At 45.7% G+C, this 16,832-nt stretch carries 16 protein-coding genes; 8 read left to right on the top strand and 8 right to left on the bottom strand.

Annotated features, from left to right (window positions below):
• Positions 1–64 precede the first annotated feature (64 nt).
• Genes ACFSKO_RS05390 through ACFSKO_RS05380 form a run of 3 tightly spaced genes read right to left on the bottom strand, consistent with a single transcriptional unit; the run spans position 65 to position 2,965 of the window.
• A complete protein-coding gene (locus ACFSKO_RS05390; RefSeq protein WP_380249180.1) occupies positions 65–1,105 on the bottom strand; it encodes an NADP(H)-dependent aldo-keto reductase in 1,041 nt (346 codons plus the stop codon).
• 46 nt (positions 1,106–1,151) lie between these two features.
• Positions 1,152–2,324, bottom strand: coding sequence for an FIST signal transduction protein (locus ACFSKO_RS05385; RefSeq protein WP_380249178.1), 1,173 nt, complete (start codon positions 2,322–2,324; stop codon positions 1,152–1,154).
• 5 nt (positions 2,325–2,329) lie between these two features.
• Positions 2,330–2,965, bottom strand: coding sequence for an arylesterase (locus ACFSKO_RS05380; protein WP_380249176.1), 636 nt, complete (start codon positions 2,963–2,965; stop codon positions 2,330–2,332).
• 194 nt (positions 2,966–3,159) lie between these two features.
• Between ACFSKO_RS05380 and ACFSKO_RS05375 the strand changes: the two genes are divergently transcribed.
• From ACFSKO_RS05375 to ACFSKO_RS05365, 3 genes are all read left to right on the top strand, one after another.
• The gene (locus ACFSKO_RS05375) at positions 3,160–3,879 is read left to right on the top strand and encodes an ABC transporter ATP-binding protein (protein ID WP_380249174.1); all 720 of its coding nucleotides are present in this window, start codon (positions 3,160–3,162) and stop codon (positions 3,877–3,879) included.
• A gap of 5 nt (positions 3,880–3,884) precedes the next feature.
• Positions 3,885–6,419 (top strand): ABC transporter permease, encoded by a 2,535-nt coding sequence (locus ACFSKO_RS05370; RefSeq protein WP_380249172.1) that lies wholly within the window; start codon positions 3,885–3,887, stop codon positions 6,417–6,419.
• A gap of 115 nt (positions 6,420–6,534) precedes the next feature.
• On the top strand, positions 6,535–7,254 hold the full coding sequence (locus ACFSKO_RS05365) for a Bax inhibitor-1/YccA family protein (RefSeq protein WP_380249170.1): 720 nt from the start codon (positions 6,535–6,537) through the stop codon (positions 7,252–7,254).
• Positions 7,255–7,343: 89 nt separating this feature from the next.
• Here ACFSKO_RS05365 and ACFSKO_RS05360 read toward each other — a convergent pair whose 3' ends face one another.
• The gene (locus tag ACFSKO_RS05360; RefSeq protein WP_380249169.1) at positions 7,344–7,778 is read right to left on the bottom strand and encodes a hypothetical protein; all 435 of its coding nucleotides are present in this window, start codon (positions 7,776–7,778) and stop codon (positions 7,344–7,346) included.
• A 197-nt stretch (positions 7,779–7,975) separates the two neighbouring features.
• On the opposite strand from ACFSKO_RS05360, the gene recQ reads away from it, so the two are divergent.
• Positions 7,976–9,817 carry a DNA helicase RecQ gene (recQ, locus tag ACFSKO_RS05355; RefSeq protein ID WP_380249167.1) on the top strand — a complete coding sequence of 614 codons (1,842 nt, stop codon included), beginning with the start codon at positions 7,976–7,978 and terminating at the stop codon, positions 9,815–9,817.
• A 99-nt stretch (positions 9,818–9,916) separates the two neighbouring features.
• Here recQ and ACFSKO_RS05350 read toward each other — a convergent pair whose 3' ends face one another.
• Entirely contained in the window at positions 9,917–11,362 is a 1,446-nt protein-coding gene (locus tag ACFSKO_RS05350) for an MFS transporter (RefSeq protein ID WP_380249165.1), read from the bottom strand.
• 274 nt (positions 11,363–11,636) lie between these two features.
• Complete coding sequence (locus ACFSKO_RS05345; protein WP_380249164.1) at positions 11,637–12,275, bottom strand: glutathione S-transferase family protein; 639 nt, start codon at positions 12,273–12,275, stop codon at positions 11,637–11,639.
• 251 nt (positions 12,276–12,526) lie between these two features.
• Here ACFSKO_RS05345 and ACFSKO_RS05340 point away from each other — a divergent pair, with 251 nt between their 5' ends.
• Positions 12,527–12,826, top strand: a complete 300-nt coding sequence (locus ACFSKO_RS05340) for a PilZ domain-containing protein (protein ID WP_380249162.1) — start codon at positions 12,527–12,529, stop codon at positions 12,824–12,826.
• Between the two features lie 37 nt (positions 12,827–12,863).
• Here the strand turns inward: ACFSKO_RS05340 and ACFSKO_RS05335 are convergent, their stop codons facing one another.
• Positions 12,864–13,292: a hypothetical protein gene (locus ACFSKO_RS05335; protein WP_380249160.1), complete on the bottom strand. Its 429-nt coding sequence runs from the start codon at positions 13,290–13,292 to the stop codon at positions 12,864–12,866.
• A 321-nt stretch (positions 13,293–13,613) separates the two neighbouring features.
• Positions 13,614–14,036, bottom strand: coding sequence for a hypothetical protein (locus tag ACFSKO_RS05330; protein ID WP_380249158.1), 423 nt, complete (start codon positions 14,034–14,036; stop codon positions 13,614–13,616).
• A 257-nt stretch (positions 14,037–14,293) separates the two neighbouring features.
• Between ACFSKO_RS05330 and ACFSKO_RS05325 the strand changes: the two genes are divergently transcribed.
• From ACFSKO_RS05325 to ACFSKO_RS05315, 3 genes are read left to right on the top strand one after another with little or no spacing between them, the layout of a single operon-like run.
• Complete coding sequence (locus ACFSKO_RS05325; protein ID WP_380249156.1) at positions 14,294–15,100, top strand: dimethylarginine dimethylaminohydrolase family protein; 807 nt, start codon at positions 14,294–14,296, stop codon at positions 15,098–15,100.
• A gap of 47 nt (positions 15,101–15,147) precedes the next feature.
• Positions 15,148–15,816, top strand: coding sequence for an SOS response-associated peptidase (locus tag ACFSKO_RS05320; protein ID WP_380249154.1), 669 nt, complete (start codon positions 15,148–15,150; stop codon positions 15,814–15,816).
• A gap of 27 nt (positions 15,817–15,843) precedes the next feature.
• Positions 15,844–16,764: an arginase family protein gene (locus tag ACFSKO_RS05315; protein ID WP_380249152.1), complete on the top strand. Its 921-nt coding sequence runs from the start codon at positions 15,844–15,846 to the stop codon at positions 16,762–16,764.
• The last annotated feature ends 68 nt before the right edge of the window (positions 16,765–16,832 follow it).

The raw sequence follows: 16,832 nt of genomic DNA, 5'->3' as shown, positions 1-16,832 counted from the left end.
ACAGATTACTGTGACATGCATAACTATTTAATTTTTAATAATAAACACTATAAATCAATAAGACTTAAGGACATGGAATAGTATGTTTTTTCCCCAATTCCTCAATCTCTTTCAACAAGTCTGTCGACAAAGTTATCTCAGCAGATTCAATATTTACCTTTAATTGTGCCATCTTTGTGGCCCCAATTATTGGTGCTGTAACAAAGGGACGTGATCGGACATAGGCAAGAGCCATTTGCGCCGGATCAAGGCGATGCTTTTCAGCCAACCCGATATAATCTGCGACAGCCATCTGGCCACGCTCGCCCATATACCTCGTATTATCAGAAAAAAGGCTCATCCGTGCGCCTTCTGGGCGGGCGCCATGAAGATATTTACCTGTCAAAACTCCAGCCCCAAGAGGAGCATAAGATAACAACCCGATATCTTCTCTCATTGCAACTTCGGCCAACCCGACTTCGAAGCTTCTGTTCAACAAGCTATAAGGATTTTGAATGGAGACCATCCGCGGCCCCTTACCTTCTTCTGCAAGTTGAAGAAACTTCATCGTTCCCCAAGGAGTTTCGTTCGATAATCCGACGTGGCGAATTTTACCGGCCTTCACCAAGTCATCCAGTACAGCCAAAGTCTCTTCGGGTTGAGTTATTCTTTCCTGATCGTTGTGTTCAAACCCAAGTTGGCCGAATAAGTTAGAATTACGATCTGGCCAATGCAGTTGATAGAGATCGATATAATCAGTTTTCAAGCGACGCAAAGAATTATCCAAAGCTGCGACGATATGTTTGCGGTTAAAACGGGAAACTTCCCCACGGATATAGGTCTGTGCCGGGCTTGGTCCTGCAACCTTCGAAGCGAGAATAATTTTATCTCGACTTCCCTTTTCCTGAAACCAGTTGCCGATTATTTCCTCTGTCCTTCCATAAGTTTCCGCTTTTGGAGGAACGGCATAAATTTCAGCAGTATCAAAAAAGTTAATCCCCTGATTGACAGCGTAATCCATCTGTTCGAAGGCCTCTTTTTGGGTGTTTTGCTCCCCCCAGGTCATTGTTCCCAAACATAATTCGCTGACTTTAATGTCGGTACGGCCAAGATTTTTATATAACATTCAATTTCCTGTGTATTTCGTGTGTAGATCAATAAATCTATGTAAATTAATAAAAGAGCGTCAGAACACCGGTATAACCATAAAGGCGGTCATGAGAAATTTCGCCGTTGGCAAAAAAACCAACCAGCGGCATATCCCCGAATTCTTGCCGAATAACATTTAATTCCTCGGAATTGGGTCCAAACAAAGCCTGACCGCGCCCTAGACATGAATAATACAATCCAGCCTTTGGCGGACTAGGCAGGCGTGCGCGCATCGCATCCAACAGGCGATTGAGATCTTTTCGGGCCCCTTCATTATCTCGACGGCAAAAAAAGAGCTCTTGTCCAACTTCGACTTCTTCTGTGATGTTCAATGAACCGTCACTGGTATCAATACTCATTAAGTTTCGTACCAGATAATCATCTTGGTCTGTTCCTTCAACGGGGAAACCAATAAAAATGTACCCCCCAATTTTACTCAGATCCCTTGCAAGAAGTTCCCCAATATCTTCCTTCATCACCTCTAGTGCCGGGCGTCCATCTATGGAAAATATTTTTCGTTCATCAACGGAAGTAACCCGCCTTTTCGGACCAATAGGGCTGCAACCCTGGGTCAAACCGGTAATCGCAGGCGCTGTTTCGTTAAAGAAAACTCCCGAAACTGTAGATTCCGTTAGATGATTTGCAATTTGGGGAAGATCGGAGCGAGAGGAGGACAAACCACCAACCAAATAAGTTTCCAGACCCGCGGCTAAAGATGAGAGTTGCAAAGGTAAATCGTAATTTCTCGGATCCCCATGGACAACACTAAGATAAGGAGTATTTGTCTCCAGCCATCGCTCTACGCCCTCGCCCGTCACAACGAGTTTGATACCCTCTTCGGTTTCAACCTGTCCAGATTCAAAAACCTGAAAGCTCCCCACTGGAAACGCCCCAACAAGAATCGTAAGTCCAGGAGCGTCATATATCTCTTGCGCTGAAATTCGCCCCAGCTGATCAGCGGCGGTTGCAGCAACACCAATGCCAACCGTCCCGCTCCAGTTCTCAATTCCTATTTTTTTCCGTAAATAAGCCAGGATACTCGACAGGTCATCGACAAGAATATCGGATATATAAATAAACCCGAGATTTGCCCCGCTTGGGATATCCCCAATACCCATAACAACTTCGTTACAGGCCTTTGCCCATTCAGGAGAAAGTGAACAAGCAGCTTTAAATCTTGGAGCGATAAACGGCATCGTTATTATGTCCTACCTTCGAGTAATGGCTCCAAGTAGGGAAGAATTCCTTTCACAATTTTATCCACACCATTTCGGTTTGGATGGATACCATCTGCTTGATTCAGTTCAGGGTTCAACGCTACACCACTCAAGAAGAAGGGATAAAGCTCAACGCCAAACTCCTTTGCGAGTTCAGGGTATATTTTATCAAATTCAGAAACATATTCTGCACCCAAATTTCTCGGAGCCTGCATTCCTGTCAGAAGAATTTTTGCGCCAAAGTTCTTAAAGCCCTGCAATATTTTACGTAAATTTTTGCGAGTTTCAGATGGCTCTAACCCACGAAGGCCGTCATTCGCACCGAGCTCCACAATAACCACTTCAGGTTTATCGATCAGCGCCCACTCTAATCGTGCAAGTCCAGACGCCGAAGTATCTCCGGAATTACCGCCATTGATCACTTCCACAACATACCCTGCTTCATTCAGAGCTGACTGAAGCCGATCAGGAAAGGTATCCCCAGCCTCCAAACCGTATCCATGAGTGAGGCTATCACCATAGGCGAGTAATTTGATGGAATTTTCAGCAGAAGCAGGACTTCCATAAACCATGAGAGAAAATAATAGAAACAAAGTGCTCTGAATAATTTTACGTACCATAAATTGATTCGTCCAATCTCGACAAAATGAACATGTTATTACACTGTATACATAGAAATGGGTTTTGTCTGGATAAGGAACAAGGATTTCCTTTAAATCTACAGTTAACATTCTGGTGATTGAATTCTTAGCTTAAAATACCATATAGCTTATTGATCAAAGCATTATGACATCGAAAAGAAAGTCCTGCCGCTATGAACTCTGGTTCTCCCAAGCTCGTTCATCTGTCAAACGTGAACCTCACCCTTGCATCACAAGCAGGCACCGTCGACATTCTTAAAAATATTAATCTCGATATTGAAACAGGCGAAACCGTTTCCGTCGTCGGACCTTCTGGTGCTGGAAAATCATCCATGATGATGTTGATGGCAGGTCTTGAAGCAGCAACCTCAGGGCTGGTCGAAATTGATGGGAACGATCTCGGCGCCCTGGACGAAGACTCTCTGGCCAGATTCAGACGGGATGCCGTTGGTATTGTTTTTCAGGATTTCCACCTGATTCCAACCATGACAGCCCTTGAAAATGTCGCCGTGCCTTTAGAGTTTGCCCGCAAACCTGACGCATTGTCGCGCGCTCAGGCTCGGCTAGAAGCCGTTGGACTCGGCCACAGACTGGATCACTTTCCGGGCCAGCTTTCCGGCGGAGAACAACAGAGAGTTGCCTTGGCCAGAGCTTTTGCCGCGGAGCCAAAGCTCCTGCTCGCGGACGAGCCCACGGGAAATCTCGACAGTGCAACAGGCGAAATAATTATCGACCTTTTGTTTCAACTTCAAAAAGATCACGGCACGACCCTCGTTCTGATTACCCACGACCAGCGGCTGGCCAAAATGTGTAACAGGACCATTACTCTTAAAGACGGCCGCTTGAGTGAGAGCAAACAAGACACCTCTTCCGCCTTAGTTCAGCAGGGATAATCTCAATGCGCCAGCGTTTGCCCTTTTCCCTTGCTTTAACCTATGCGTTTCGTGAACTCCGCGGTGGCCTAAAGGGCTTTCGTATATTTATTGCCTGTCTCTTTTTGGGCGTCGCCGCCATAGCAGCGGTTGGATCTATATCTGCTGCGATTGAACAAGGTTTACGAAACGATGGTCAAAACCTGTTGGGGGGAGATATCGCCCTAAACCTCGTTCACAAAAAAGCAACCGATGCACAGCTCAATTGGCTTAAGGATAAAAGTAAAGTCTCCTTGGTGCGAGAAATGCGTACAATGGGCAAACAAAATCGCGACGGTGGCAAACGCACTCTGATTGAATTGCGGGCGGTAGACCAGGTCTACCCGCTGTATGGCGATGTCATTACCGAGCCGACCCTGCCGTTGCACCAAGCCTTAGCGAAAACCGATCAGGGCTGGGGAACCGTTATCGCCCCCAACCTTATGCGCAAACTTTCTCTTCAGGTTGGCGACCAGATTATTATTGGCAACGGGAAATATCAAATTCGTGCCGCCTTGGTTAAAGAGCCGGACCTTTCAACACGGGCCTTTACCTATGGCCCAACTGTTATGGTCTCAGGAGAGAGTCTAGAAGGCACAGGACTTATTCAACCCGGAAGCCTTGTACGATATGATTATCGGCTCGCCCTTCCTCAAAATACAGATCTAAAAGCTTTTCAGGAAAACCTGACCACCACCTTCCCTGAAGCGGGCTGGAGAATCAGAAGCTCAGAAAAAGCAGCTCCAAGGATAAGCCAATTCATCGACGTCCTGGATATGTACCTTACCTTAATTGGCTTGGCCGCACTTCTGGTAGGCGGCGTTGGTATCGGTAATGCTGTAAAAAGCTTCATGGACAGCAAAGTCGGTGTTGTCGCGACACTGAAATGCCTCGGCGCCCCTTCACGCCTGATATTCCAGATATATCTTGCACAAATTCTGGTTCTGACCTTCTTTGGTACCTTGGCCGGATTGGCCGCAGGTGCTTTGGCCCCCTATTTGGCCGCCGAATTTGCCCAAGGCGTCCTCGGTTGGGAGATTGCTGCCAATCTCTACATTGAACCCCTGGCCCTCGCCGCGTCATTTGGTTTCCTTACCGCCTTCACCTTCTCGATCTGGTCATTGTCAAAAGCCGGCAAAACCTCTCCTGCCCGGTTGTTTAGAGATTTAACATCTCCCATCACGGGACGACCAACCTTCAAGGCGATGGGTGCTTTATCGATCAGTGCTGTTCTGCTGGCCTTAACAGCGATCGCCTTCGCGAATAATCCAAAAATCGCTGGATTTTTTATCGCCGGAACTATCCTAACTTTCATTATCTACAATCTTGTTGGTTTGTGCGTCACCAAACTTACAAAATTGCTTCCCCGTGCCACGCATCCTGCCTTGAGAACAGCTGTTGCCAATCTCCATAGACCCGGAGCGCCAACAACCAGCGTTATTCTCTCTATGGGCCTTGGACTAACCGTTCTGGTGATTGTTGCCCTGCTTGAGGGTAATGTGCGTCAAGCCGTAACCCAGAGCCTGCCAGAAGAAGCCCCCGGGTTTTATTTCATAGATATACAGCCCAATCAGGTAGAAGAGTTTGAAAAACTCGTCAACGCAACAGAAGGCGTAAGTGAACTTCGTCGTGTTCCCATGATGCGCGGCAGGATAACCGCTGTAAACGGAACCCCGCCCTCTGAACTTAAAATCCCCCCCGAAATTCAGTGGGTGTTCAGAAGTGATCGCGGACTGACCTGGTCGGCAGAAATGCCTCGTAATACGAATATTGTCGCCGGAGAGTGGTGGCCGGAAGATTACGACGGGAAACCCCTTGTCTCCTTGGATCAAGCTGTCGCAAAAGGCCTAAACCTCTCCCTTGGCGATAGTTTGACCATTAATCTCCTGGGTCGCCCAATCGACGTAGAAATCGCCAACTTGCGCAAAATTGAGTGGGGTGGTCTGGAGATTAATTTTGTCATGGTGTTCTCCCCCGGCCTGATGTCGCGCGCGCCCCAAACTCATATTGCCACCGTAAAGGCCGCGCCCGAGATTGAAGACAACCTTGAAATTGCGGTGACAGATACCTTTGCCAATGTGTCTTCCATTCGGGTCAAAGAAGCGCTTCAAGCCGCCACAGACTTACTCAGCCACGTTGCCATCGCCCTATCCGTCATCGCGTCTGTTGCACTGCTTGCAGGAACTCTCGTCCTGGGTGGTGCGGTTGCAGCTGGTCATAAACGTCGAGTTTACGATTCGATTATCCTCAAAGTGCTCGGCGCAAGCAGGCGGTCTCTCGCAGCCACTTTCTTTTTGGAATTTGGCATGCTCGGCCTGATATCCGCACTTGTCGCAACGGTTATTGGCTCAACTGCTTCTTGGGCCATCACGGTTTACATTTTAAAGTTGGAGTTTTCTTTAATAACCGAGGTTGTACTGCTAACTCCAGCCATCGCCTTGATCGCTACTTTGATCTGTGGGTATGCCGGAACATGGAGCGCTTTACGCCAACGTCCGGCGTCGCTACTCCGTAATGAGTAAGTTATTCGCAATTAAGATGATAAAAACCGAGTTTTTTGGTGGATTATTGTTGATTCTTTATCCGTAACACCCAATATTAGTCATAACTTTAAGTTAATATGAAACGAGGTTTCTTATGATTAACCGTTCCTCACACCGCAGTGTTGGATATGGTCAGACGGCAACAGCTGAAGAGATTGATGCTGGCCTACGTGCCTATATGCTCGGTGTATACAACTATATGACGATTGCTCTGGGCATAACCGGCCTAGCTGCTTTTGGTGTTTCACAAAGCCCTGAGCTAATGAATGTAATTTTTGGCACCCCATTGAAATGGGTTGTTATGCTTGCACCATTGGGAATGGTTTTCTTCCTAAGTGCCCGTATAAATAAAATTCAAGCCTCAACTGCTCAAATGTTGTTCTGGGTTTTCGCTGTGTTGATGGGAGTTTCTTTAGCTTCTATCTTTGTCGTATACAACATGGGCTCAATCGCTCGGGTATTCTTTATCACAGCCGCTGCCTTTGCTGGTTTGAGCTTAGTTGGTTATACGACAAAGAAGAACTTGTCAGCGATGGGATCGTTTCTCATCATTGGTCTTTTTGGTCTGATCATAGCAAGTGTTGTAAATATCTTCCTTGCCTCACCTGGCCTTGAATTTGTGATCTCTATCATTGGTGTTTTGATCTTTGCTGGTTTGACAGCTTACGATACTCAAAGAATCAAACTGATGTATATAGAAAGCGATGGCTCAGAGGTTTCACAGAAAAAATCTGTTATGGGGGCTTTGTCTCTCTACCTGAACTTCCTCAACATGTTCATGTTCCTTCTACAGCTCCTAGGGAACCGCAATTAATTCCAAACTAATTTTCAATTGGTTGCAACAAAAAAAGCCCGGTTCGTCCGGGCTTTTTTCTGTCTATCGAACTTTCAAATTCAACTATATTAAGTTTGGCAAACAAGCTCGACTTTCTCTTTCAAGGATGCTGCAACTTTTTTCAGAAGCTCTGGACCTTCTCCACGAATTTCATTGGATACAATGGACTTCATTGTTGTCAGGTGTGCTTCATACAGCTTGAGGAAAGCAGGGTTTAAGGTGTCCTGAGAGATTTGAAACTTCAATAGAGTATGATAGCTGAGCCCGATCTCGGTCATCAATGGATAGCCAAAACTCGACCCCTGACCCTTTACGTTGTGAACAATGCCTTGAGCCTGTTTCACAGCTTCTTCGATACTATCCCTATTATTCTGGCTATTATCGGTTTGGCTTTTCAGATCGTTTAACAAACCCTCGAGAACAAATAAATCTTCCTCGACACCTGTTTTATATAAGTCAGCAAGCTCATCATCAGTCAGAGGTACTTGGCTAGGTCCTGTCACTCACACATCCTTAATTTAACTAAGAGATACTGCAAAGTTACTCGAAATAAGTATTCCAAGACAAACCAAATGAACACATTACCAAGTTCTTGATATAATTATTGCGAGCAACCTGCCTAATGATAGCCCCAAATACTATACCATCTATTAACAAACCCTTTTGACCGACCACGACATGCTTGTCTATAAGCCATATTATGGATGCTATTGCCCCCCAAATACTGCCACACAAAGATATTCTAAGCCGTGTTTTTGGCTACGACAGCTTTCGTGGTGATCAAGAAGTTATTATTCGCCACGTCATTGATGGTGGCGACGCCCTCGTCTTGATGCCAACCGGAGGCGGAAAGTCTCTCTGTTATCAAATCCCAGCCATGTGTCGCCCAGGAGTGGCAGTCATTGTCTCTCCCTTAATCGCTCTTATGCAGGATCAGGTAACAGCCCTTCAGCAACTGGGGGTCAAAGCGGCCGCGCTGAATTCATCTCTGCCCTATTCAGAAATTCTTGCCACCGAACGCGCCATGCGATCGGGCGAGTTGGAGATGATCTATGTCGCACCAGAAAAATTATTAACGGAAAATTTTCTGAATCTGCTCGATCAATGTGATCTTGCTCTCTTTGCCATCGATGAAGCACATTGTGTTTCGCAATGGGGACATGATTTCAGGCCGGAATATCTCAAGCTCAGCCAGCTGAAAGAGCGTTTCCCCTGGGTGCCAAGAATAGCCCTTACCGCAACGGCAGACGGACCAACCCGCCAGGATATAAAAGAGCGTCTTCACCTCTCCGATGCCCGTGCATTTGTCGCAGGATTTGATAGACCCAATATCAGATACCGCATTGGCTTAAAAGCTGCCCCCAAGAAGCAACTCACAGATCTCCTAGAGCGTGAGCACGCAGGGCAGTCGGGCATTATCTATTGTATGTCGCGAAACAAGGTCGAAGAGATTGCACAATCTTTGTGCGAAAAAGGCTTTAATGCCCTGCCGTATCATGCCGGACTCGGCAAGGATATCAGGTCAGGCAATCAGGATCGTTTTCTAAAAGACGACGCTGTTATTATGGTCGCGACAGTGGCCTTTGGGATGGGAATCGATAAACCCGACGTTCGCTTTGTCATCCACCTTGATTTACCAAAAAGTCTTGAGGCTTATTATCAAGAAACCGGACGTGCTGGTCGAGACGGCCTGCCAGCTGAAGCCTGGATGATCTACAGCATGAACGATGTGGCCCGACTTTATCATATGGCTTCGCAGTCCGATGCTCCTGAAGCGCAAAAACGGATCGAAAACCGGAAGTTGGAAGCACTGCTCGGGTTTTGTGAAACCACTCGATGCCGACGGCAAGTTCTCTTGGAATACTTTGATGACAACCCTATAGATCCTTGTGGTAATTGCGATACTTGCCTCGATCCTGTAGAAAGCTTTGATGGCACTGAGGCTGCACAAAAAGCACTCTCCACAGTCTATCGTACAGGCCAACTTTTTGGTTCAGCCCATGTCATTGATATCTTGCTGGGCGCCAAGACCGAACGCATCGAAAAGCTTAGACATGATCAACTCAGCACCTTTGGGATTGGAACAGAATTCCCCAAACAGGAATGGCGCTCGATCTTTCGACAACTGGTCGCTCTTGGACTTCTAAAAGTTGACATGGAAGGGCACGGCTCTTTTCAACTCGGTGCAGAATGTCGCCCTGTTTTACGTGGCGAAACAACAGTTTTACTTCGACGCGACCCGCAGAAGAAAACCCGCGCAGCTTTGCGTGAACGCTACAAAAAATCCTTTGGGCCTGCTGCAACAATCGACGATCCACAAGACGAAGCACTCTTCCAAGCACTTAGGGCACGTCGTCTGGAACTCGCCAAGGATCAAGGTGTTCCACCCTATGTCATTTTTAACGATAAAACACTGCTCGAAATGGTGATGGCACGTCCGAGAGATTTAGGCGACATGGCCAATATTCCCGGCGTCGGCAAGCGCAAGTTAGAGCGCTATGCTGATACCTTCTTAAGCGTGGTCAATAAAGGCCGGGATTAACCCAAGGTAACCACCAGATTAACTTTGGGGATTACATCGGGGTTTACTTTTGTAACTCCTCAAAAAAAACTGTTCGCAGAAAAGTTAAAAGTTAGCCCCTTAATGAGATTCAGATTTTTTGGGATCCTCAGGTTCCGTTGTTTCTTCGTTTTCGTCTTCCCAAAACCCTGGACCGTCCTCAAGCATTTCATGGTGCTCGCTCGCGGTTGCCGCTTCGCTCTCGACAAGACCTAGTTCTGGATGCGCCTGTACATAAGCATGCTCCGCCTCGGCCTCGGCTTCAGCTTCAGCCTCTGCGATAACTTCTTCATACCACTCTTCACCTTCCGGAGTCATTGTCACAACCATGGTGGAAGATTCCAAAGGAACCCCGATATAATCACCCTGATCAGCAATTGGAACAGACTCGCGAACAGTCATACGATAAACGCCAAAAAAACCGATCATAAGCAACGTCAGTGAAAGACTATAAACGTATGAATTCGGTCCGAATTCCCCAATCAAGAATGAGCTCGTAATAGGGCCAATTACAGCCCCCACTCCACCGATAACGATAAGCGCACTTGTCGCAGCCACAATTTCTGAAGCTTCAAGGCGGTCGTTCGTGTGGGCAATCGCAAGTGAATAAAGTGGCATACAAAGCGCTCCAAACAACAAAGCACTAATCAAGAACATCGGTGTTGCTTCTGGGCCGGAAAACAAATTTAAAGAAAGGGCTACAACCCCGGCAAGAAGAGAAACAACGATAAGGACAATACGTCGATCGAAAGCATCTGAAGCCTTACCAATTGGGAATTGTAAAATAACACCTCCGATTGAAACTGCGCCCATAAACAGCGAAATGTCTTTCGGACTCATATTCAGCTCTCCACCATAAATAGAGCCAATTCCAAAGATCTGAGCTTGCGCGACGCCAACACCAAATGCACAGACAAAGCCAAGTGGTGATATTTCGTACACTCGCCGTAAACTTACAGGTGACGGACTTTCAAAAGCAGGAACTTGTGCCGCAGTTAACGCCGTGGGAACTAATGCCAAAGACACCACAACCGACATTAAAACAAAGGGCGTAAAGCTACCGGGATCTGAAATATTGATCATCAACTGTCCCAGAGCCACACATCCATACAAAACGATCATGTAGATAGAAAGAAGCTGACCGCGAGTTTCATTCGTCGCACTATCATTTAGCCAACTCTCAGCAACGATATAAAGCCCTGCAAAACAAAACCCTGTAATCAACCGCATTGCCGCCCAAGCGTATGGATCAATGAAAACCGCATGAAGCAAAGCGGAAGCTGAAGATAACGAAGCCAACGCAGCAAAAACACGGACATGGCCAACTCGGGACAAGGCTTTTGGGGTAACAAAGGATCCAACAAGATATCCCACAAAATAACAGGTCATCACAACACCTGTCGCCTCGGTCGAGAAGCCTTCCATTGAGGCACGCACCCCAAGGACAGTGCTCTGTAACCCATTGCCAAGCATTAGAAAAGCGACGCCGAGTAAGAGTGCCCATGAATTCGTTATAGCCGTCAGCATAATCTGTTTGTCCCTTGCCCGTGCAACCAATAAATCACGTAGTAAACCTGAATGATAAAAGAGTATATGGAGTAAAATATGAACAGCTTCTTATTTACCAGCGACTTTTCATTAATCAGTCCTGAGAATAATTCAACCACTCTCAACACATTGATTTACATTAATATTTTATAAAAAATCATTAAATTCGAATAAAGAAAGGCGCCCAAGATCAATTCTCGGGCGCCCAAAAAGTTCTAATCACGCCATGTTCGCCGTACTTATTGCAGGCGCTCTAAGCAAAAGGTGCTTCAAGCTTCTCTTGCTCAAAAGCCCGTACAACAGAAGGGCGTTCGCTGATTAATTTCACGTTTTTCCCAAGATATTTCATCGTGCTTGGTTTAACTTCCAAAAACCGACCCCAGCGCGAAAGCATCAAAAGATAAAAATCCAACAATGATGTAGCTTTACCCATCATATAAGGGCCTTTTTTTCCAAGCTGCGCATCAATAATACGGAAATAGTCCATCAACCGTGCCTCAGCTGACGCCTTAATTTCCGATGCATCACTCGTATCAGTGCTATAGCGTTCCGCGTAAAAATAGACCAAAAAATCGGTTTGCACAGTGTTGGTGAAAAACATCAGCCATTGGTAAAATTTCGCACGTTCAGGAGTCGAAATTTCAGGTACCATGCGTCCCTCGGGATGACGATCAGCCAAGTGTAAGCAAATAGCTGCGGTTTCAGAAATAACCATAGCACCATCTTCGAGAACAGGAATACGTCCCGTTGGATTGAGAGCGAGATAATCCGCACATTTATGTGCCTGATTATCGCGATCGACATAGACCAATTCATAATCAGCACCCAACTCTTCCAATAACATATGCGGTGTTACACTCGCATTTCCGGGGTAATAGTGCAGTTTATACATGAGCTGAAATCCAATGGTTAGATCAAGAAGAGTAACAATTCTGATAATAACCCCGGGTGGTCAAGTTAAATTGCTTTTATCTTTCTATATTATACGCGCAAAAACGTCATTACATGTTATCGAATTCAACTATAGAAATAAATTTATGAAAAAGCACAAAGTCCGAGAGTAAATGACCTTGAATCGAAAGGAATTGGTAAGAATTTAGCCCTAGAATCAATCACAGTTGTGAAATAGTGCAAGCGTAGGTAATGAACGAAAATAGACAATACAAACGGTATGCTGCCGGGGACTGTGCCTCCTTGGGCCTTGATGGGTCCTGGCATCCCTGTTCCGTCCAAAATCTATCCAGTAATGGCTTGTTTCTTGAAACCTTCTGCCGGCCTCCGATTGGTACAGTTGTTGAACTGAATCTGAGTAGCCTAGGCAGATATTGCGGAACTGTGGTTCGGCATGCCTGGGACGGTGTCGGCGTGCAGTTTCGAGATGGCAACCCTCATGCCATTCCGCTTCACGATCACAGACAAGGCGCCTTATTCAAAGATAACTAAGTCTTTAGAGATTACTATATCAAAAAATTCTTGATCTTTAAGCAGCAGGTTTTCTGTTTTTCAGTTTTAGTGCTGTAATTTTATAAATATCCAAACCAGTAATACTGGCTATTTCTCGAAGAGAAAGCTCTGTTTCTCGCAATAAAACCGCTGCATGAATTTTAGGTGGCATACCGCGTGGTTTTTTGCTTCTGATTTTTTTTGGACCCGCTAAACTTTTTTGAGGTTTATTATCCTTCGCCAAACCGCGATCATAAGCGGCTTTTAAAGCAGCCTCATGACGTGCTTTTTCTTCTCGAAGGTGCCCCTCCATCAAATGCAGTGAATTAGCAAAAACACGTTCTGTTGCAGACATACTATAAGACGCCGGGCGCGCTTTTTGCTTAGGCTCCTCTGCAGGACCACCTTCAGCAGCTTCCTCTAACGTCATGTTGTGTTTCTTAGCCATACGCTTGGCTGCAGCCAACGCATTATCTCTTTCACCCTCGTAAGGGCTTAATGCCGCAACCTGCAACAGGTTATGAAACCGGATACGTTCTGCTTCTGAAAATCCCTCACTAATTGCCTTGTTTCCTTAAATTCGAGCCAATCCGCCCATTATATTCAAAATTTACTTTAAGAGCAGTAAAAGTATTTAACTTTTCTTCGAGGGCACATCACTAATCTGTTTTTCTGATACGATCTTCTTTTCCCCTGATACTGGCTTACCTTCAAGCAAGTTCAGCAACAGAATAAAGGGGATAAAAAAAATCCACATAATATAATAGACTACGCGCGCCATAGAATTTTATTTTCGTTTGTTTGCATGAGAAGCATCATCACTCTCATCTACATTATCTTCCTCGACGGAAAAACGCCCCGCTGTCGTCTCATGAGCAATTCCAGAATGTAATGCAAGTAAGACTATGTCTGCATCCACACTTTCATCAAAGACCTTGGTCATTTCCAAACGGCGCAGCATATCTTTACTCAAATCAGCACCATTGGCATCTTCAAAATCTTCTGTACCTAAAAAACAATAGGTGAGAAAACAAGCGAGATCATGCAATACTTGCTCTGCATTATTCTGTAACAACCCCCGGTCTTTGGCCAAACCATAGAGCGCCAGTTTCACCGCATCCGATATAGATGAACTATAGGCCCCAGAATCCCTCAGGCCATCGTCGATCATATGGATTTCTTTTTTACGACCGAAAAAGCCAAAGATCATTGTTGGGACCCAATAACGCTAAAAATTCATAATACTGCAATTTAATAGGCCTCGATATTTTTAAAAACATCCAATTTAGCCTACAATTACTCACAAGAGCACAGATATAGTGCATCTACGTGAGAAAGAAAACTCTGCATCTTCACATAGCAATGAGATTTTGGAATATATTGTCGTGTAATTTGATTGCTCCAAGGCAAATGCCGCACTAGCCTGTGAACGCATATAATATAATATTTACATAATCGAGGCTCTTCATGTCCCAACCTGGTTTATCCCATCGCTTTACAAAAGCTATCGTCCGTCAGCCCAGCAAAAGTATAACTATGGGCCTGAGAGCCGATGATCGCGGTGAGCCAGATGCAGATCAGTTTGCCCAAGATCACAAGACTTACATTTCTGCACTTGAACGTGCTGGAGTATCTGTCAGCACTTACCCTCCCTTAGAAGAGTTTCCTGATTCAGTTTTTGTGGAAGATGCAGCTCTTTGTTTTCCAGAAGGCGCAGTTATTCTTCGACCTGGTGCACCAAGTCGAACGGGTGAAGCGGAAATCATGCACCAACTACTCGTTTCCTATTTCGAAGATATTGAGCGTATTGAGGACGATGAGGGCTATGTCGACGGCGGCGACATCCTTGTGACAGAGCATGCTGTGCTAGTTGGTTTATCTGAACGAACAAACCAAGCTGGGTTTGATGCTCTAAAGAAAAAAATCGCAAAATGGGGCTATGAAGCTAAGGCCATCAACACCCCAGAAGGCGTATTACATTTTAAAACCGATTGTGGTTTAATTGGCCCCAATGCTGTCTTGGCAACCTACCGCCTATCAGATGCAGAATGCTTTTCCGGGATGAAGATCGTAGAAGTTCCCCGTGGAGAAGAAACTGCAGCCAATGCCATCTGTGTTAATGATACGGTTCTTCTATCCGCAGGTTTCCCCAAAACCGAAGAACTGCTTCGAAGTGAAGGCTATCAGATTACTTTAATTCCAACACAACAGGCCGCTCTTGTTGATGGTGGGCCTTCTTGCATGTCCCTTCGGTTTAACCCAATTAAGGTCTAATTTTTTATTAAGAGCAACAGAACCCAGAAGATCTGAAAACTAGAAAAATGTGTGGACGCTTCGCTTTAACGACACCGATTGCAGACCTCAGCAGTTTAATGGGTTTTCCCGAACGTCCGAACTTGGAAGAACGCTATAATATCTGCCCGACACAGCCTGTAGCTGTCGTCATTTTAGCAGGTAAAGGTAAAAAACACTTCACTTTACATCACTGGGGCCTGATTCCGAATTGGGTGAAGGAACCCAACCTCAGTAAGCCAATGCACAATGCGCGTAGCGAAACTGTGACCGAAAAACCTTCTTTCAAAGGTCCTTTTCGTGGTCGTCGGTGTCTTATTCCTGCCAACGGATTCTATGAATGGCAGGCTGGACGGCAAGGCAAACAAGGCTATTACATTTCCAGGCCGGACAACGCGCCTTTTGCCTTTGCCGGAATCTGGGATGATTGGCTTGGTGCCGACGGCAGTGAAATGCAATCTTGTGCTATTCTAACGACTGACGCCGGACATGATACTTGTCATATTCATCACCGCATGCCTGTTATTTTGTCAAAAAACAACTACGACAAATGGTTATTTAAAGGAGGCCACGATCTGTTGCGACCACTTCCAATCAATAGTCTGAAAGCCACAGCGGTGTCTTCTTTTGTCAACAACGCCCGAAACGAAGGTCCCGCCTGTCTGGAGCCTCAAGCACTACAAACGAACCTCTTCTAAACAACCCCACACCCCACGAGTCAAAAAATGCCCGATCAAGTATCTTCAATTTCACGTAAATCGAAAAACTTCATGGGTGTTAAAGACTATTGCAAGAGTGACAATAGTCAGGCTGTCATTATGGGACTACCTTTTGATTGCGGGACAGATCCAATCCGTATTGGCGCGCGACATGGCCCTAAATCAATTCGAACCCAATCTCAAATTTTGGACCCTTATATATTTGGTTTTTCAGACATTAACCCCCTCGAAAAATTGAATCTTACTGACTTTGGAGATTTGGATCTTACTGCGGGTAAATTTGACGATGCCTTTGAAAAAATAGAAACAGCACTTGATTATCTGTTAATCAACAAAGTGATTCCTGTAACTTTTGGTGGCGATGGTATGGTAAGCTTGCCTCAAATGAGGGCCATGGCGAAACACTACAAAGATCTCGTTGTCCTACACTTTGATGCACACAGTGACGCCTATCCAATCCGTGAGGAACGATACAATACTGCCACAACCTTCACCTGTGCAGCCCACGAGAAACTAATAGACACTCGGAACTCTTACCACATCGGCTGCCGGGGGCCTGCCTCACAGCCTGCGCTGGCTGAATTTGCACGACAACTTGGTTATCGTGTCATCTCAATGGATCAATTGTTTGACGAAGGCCCCGTCCAAGTCATCAACACAATAAAAACCAACCTCGCCGACAGACCGGTTTATCTCTGTTGGGATATGGATTTTTTTGATGCGTCATGTGTCCCAGGTGTTTGCGAACCAACGTGGGGCGGTCCCAGCGCACGCGAAGGATTGTCTATTCTCAAGAATTTATCGGGGTTAAATATTGTGGGGATCGACATCAACACTGTTTGTCCTCCCCATGACCAGACAAACATGTCAGCACATCTTGCTGCAAATGTTGCGTTGCTTGCTCTGCACCTAATCGCACGAGACTAACAAGGCGTAAACATACTCAGCGGTGAAATCCATACAAAACAACCTTACAATTTCAGATCAAAATCATC

Source organism: Kiloniella antarctica (assembly GCF_042682825.1).
In the GTDB taxonomy this organism is placed as follows: Bacteria; Pseudomonadota; Alphaproteobacteria; order Kiloniellales; family Kiloniellaceae; genus Kiloniella; species Kiloniella antarctica.
The sequence above is the reverse complement of the archived record's forward strand: the minus strand, read 5'-3'. Positions and strand labels throughout refer to the sequence as shown.

What these genes read in the sequence shown, in the direction of transcription:
- ACFSKO_RS05390 (WP_380249180.1), bottom strand. Translation starts at nt 1,105, where the DNA reads ATGTTATATAAAAATCTTGGCCGTACCGACATTAAAGTCAGCGAATTA.
- ACFSKO_RS05385 (WP_380249178.1), bottom strand. Translation starts at nt 2,324, where the DNA reads ATGCCGTTTATCGCTCCAAGATTTAAAGCTGCTTGTTCACTTTCTCCT.
- ACFSKO_RS05380 (WP_380249176.1), bottom strand. Translation starts at nt 2,965, where the DNA reads ATGGTACGTAAAATTATTCAGAGCACTTTGTTTCTATTATTTTCTCTC.
- ACFSKO_RS05375 (WP_380249174.1), top strand. Translation starts at nt 3,160, where the DNA reads ATGAACTCTGGTTCTCCCAAGCTCGTTCATCTGTCAAACGTGAACCTC.
- ACFSKO_RS05370 (WP_380249172.1), top strand. Translation starts at nt 3,885, where the DNA reads ATGCGCCAGCGTTTGCCCTTTTCCCTTGCTTTAACCTATGCGTTTCGT.
- ACFSKO_RS05365 (WP_380249170.1), top strand. Translation starts at nt 6,535, where the DNA reads ATGATTAACCGTTCCTCACACCGCAGTGTTGGATATGGTCAGACGGCA.
- recQ (WP_380249167.1), top strand. Translation starts at nt 7,976, where the DNA reads ATGGATGCTATTGCCCCCCAAATACTGCCACACAAAGATATTCTAAGC.
- ACFSKO_RS05350 (WP_380249165.1), bottom strand. Translation starts at nt 11,362, where the DNA reads ATGCTGACGGCTATAACGAATTCATGGGCACTCTTACTCGGCGTCGCT.
- ACFSKO_RS05345 (WP_380249164.1), bottom strand. Translation starts at nt 12,275, where the DNA reads ATGTATAAACTGCACTATTACCCCGGAAATGCGAGTGTAACACCGCAT.
- ACFSKO_RS05340 (WP_380249162.1), top strand. Translation starts at nt 12,527, where the DNA reads ATGAACGAAAATAGACAATACAAACGGTATGCTGCCGGGGACTGTGCC.
- ACFSKO_RS05330 (WP_380249158.1), bottom strand. Translation starts at nt 14,036, where the DNA reads ATGATCTTTGGCTTTTTCGGTCGTAAAAAAGAAATCCATATGATCGAC.
- ACFSKO_RS05325 (WP_380249156.1), top strand. Translation starts at nt 14,294, where the DNA reads ATGTCCCAACCTGGTTTATCCCATCGCTTTACAAAAGCTATCGTCCGT.
- ACFSKO_RS05320 (WP_380249154.1), top strand. Translation starts at nt 15,148, where the DNA reads ATGTGTGGACGCTTCGCTTTAACGACACCGATTGCAGACCTCAGCAGT.
- ACFSKO_RS05315 (WP_380249152.1), top strand. Translation starts at nt 15,844, where the DNA reads ATGCCCGATCAAGTATCTTCAATTTCACGTAAATCGAAAAACTTCATG.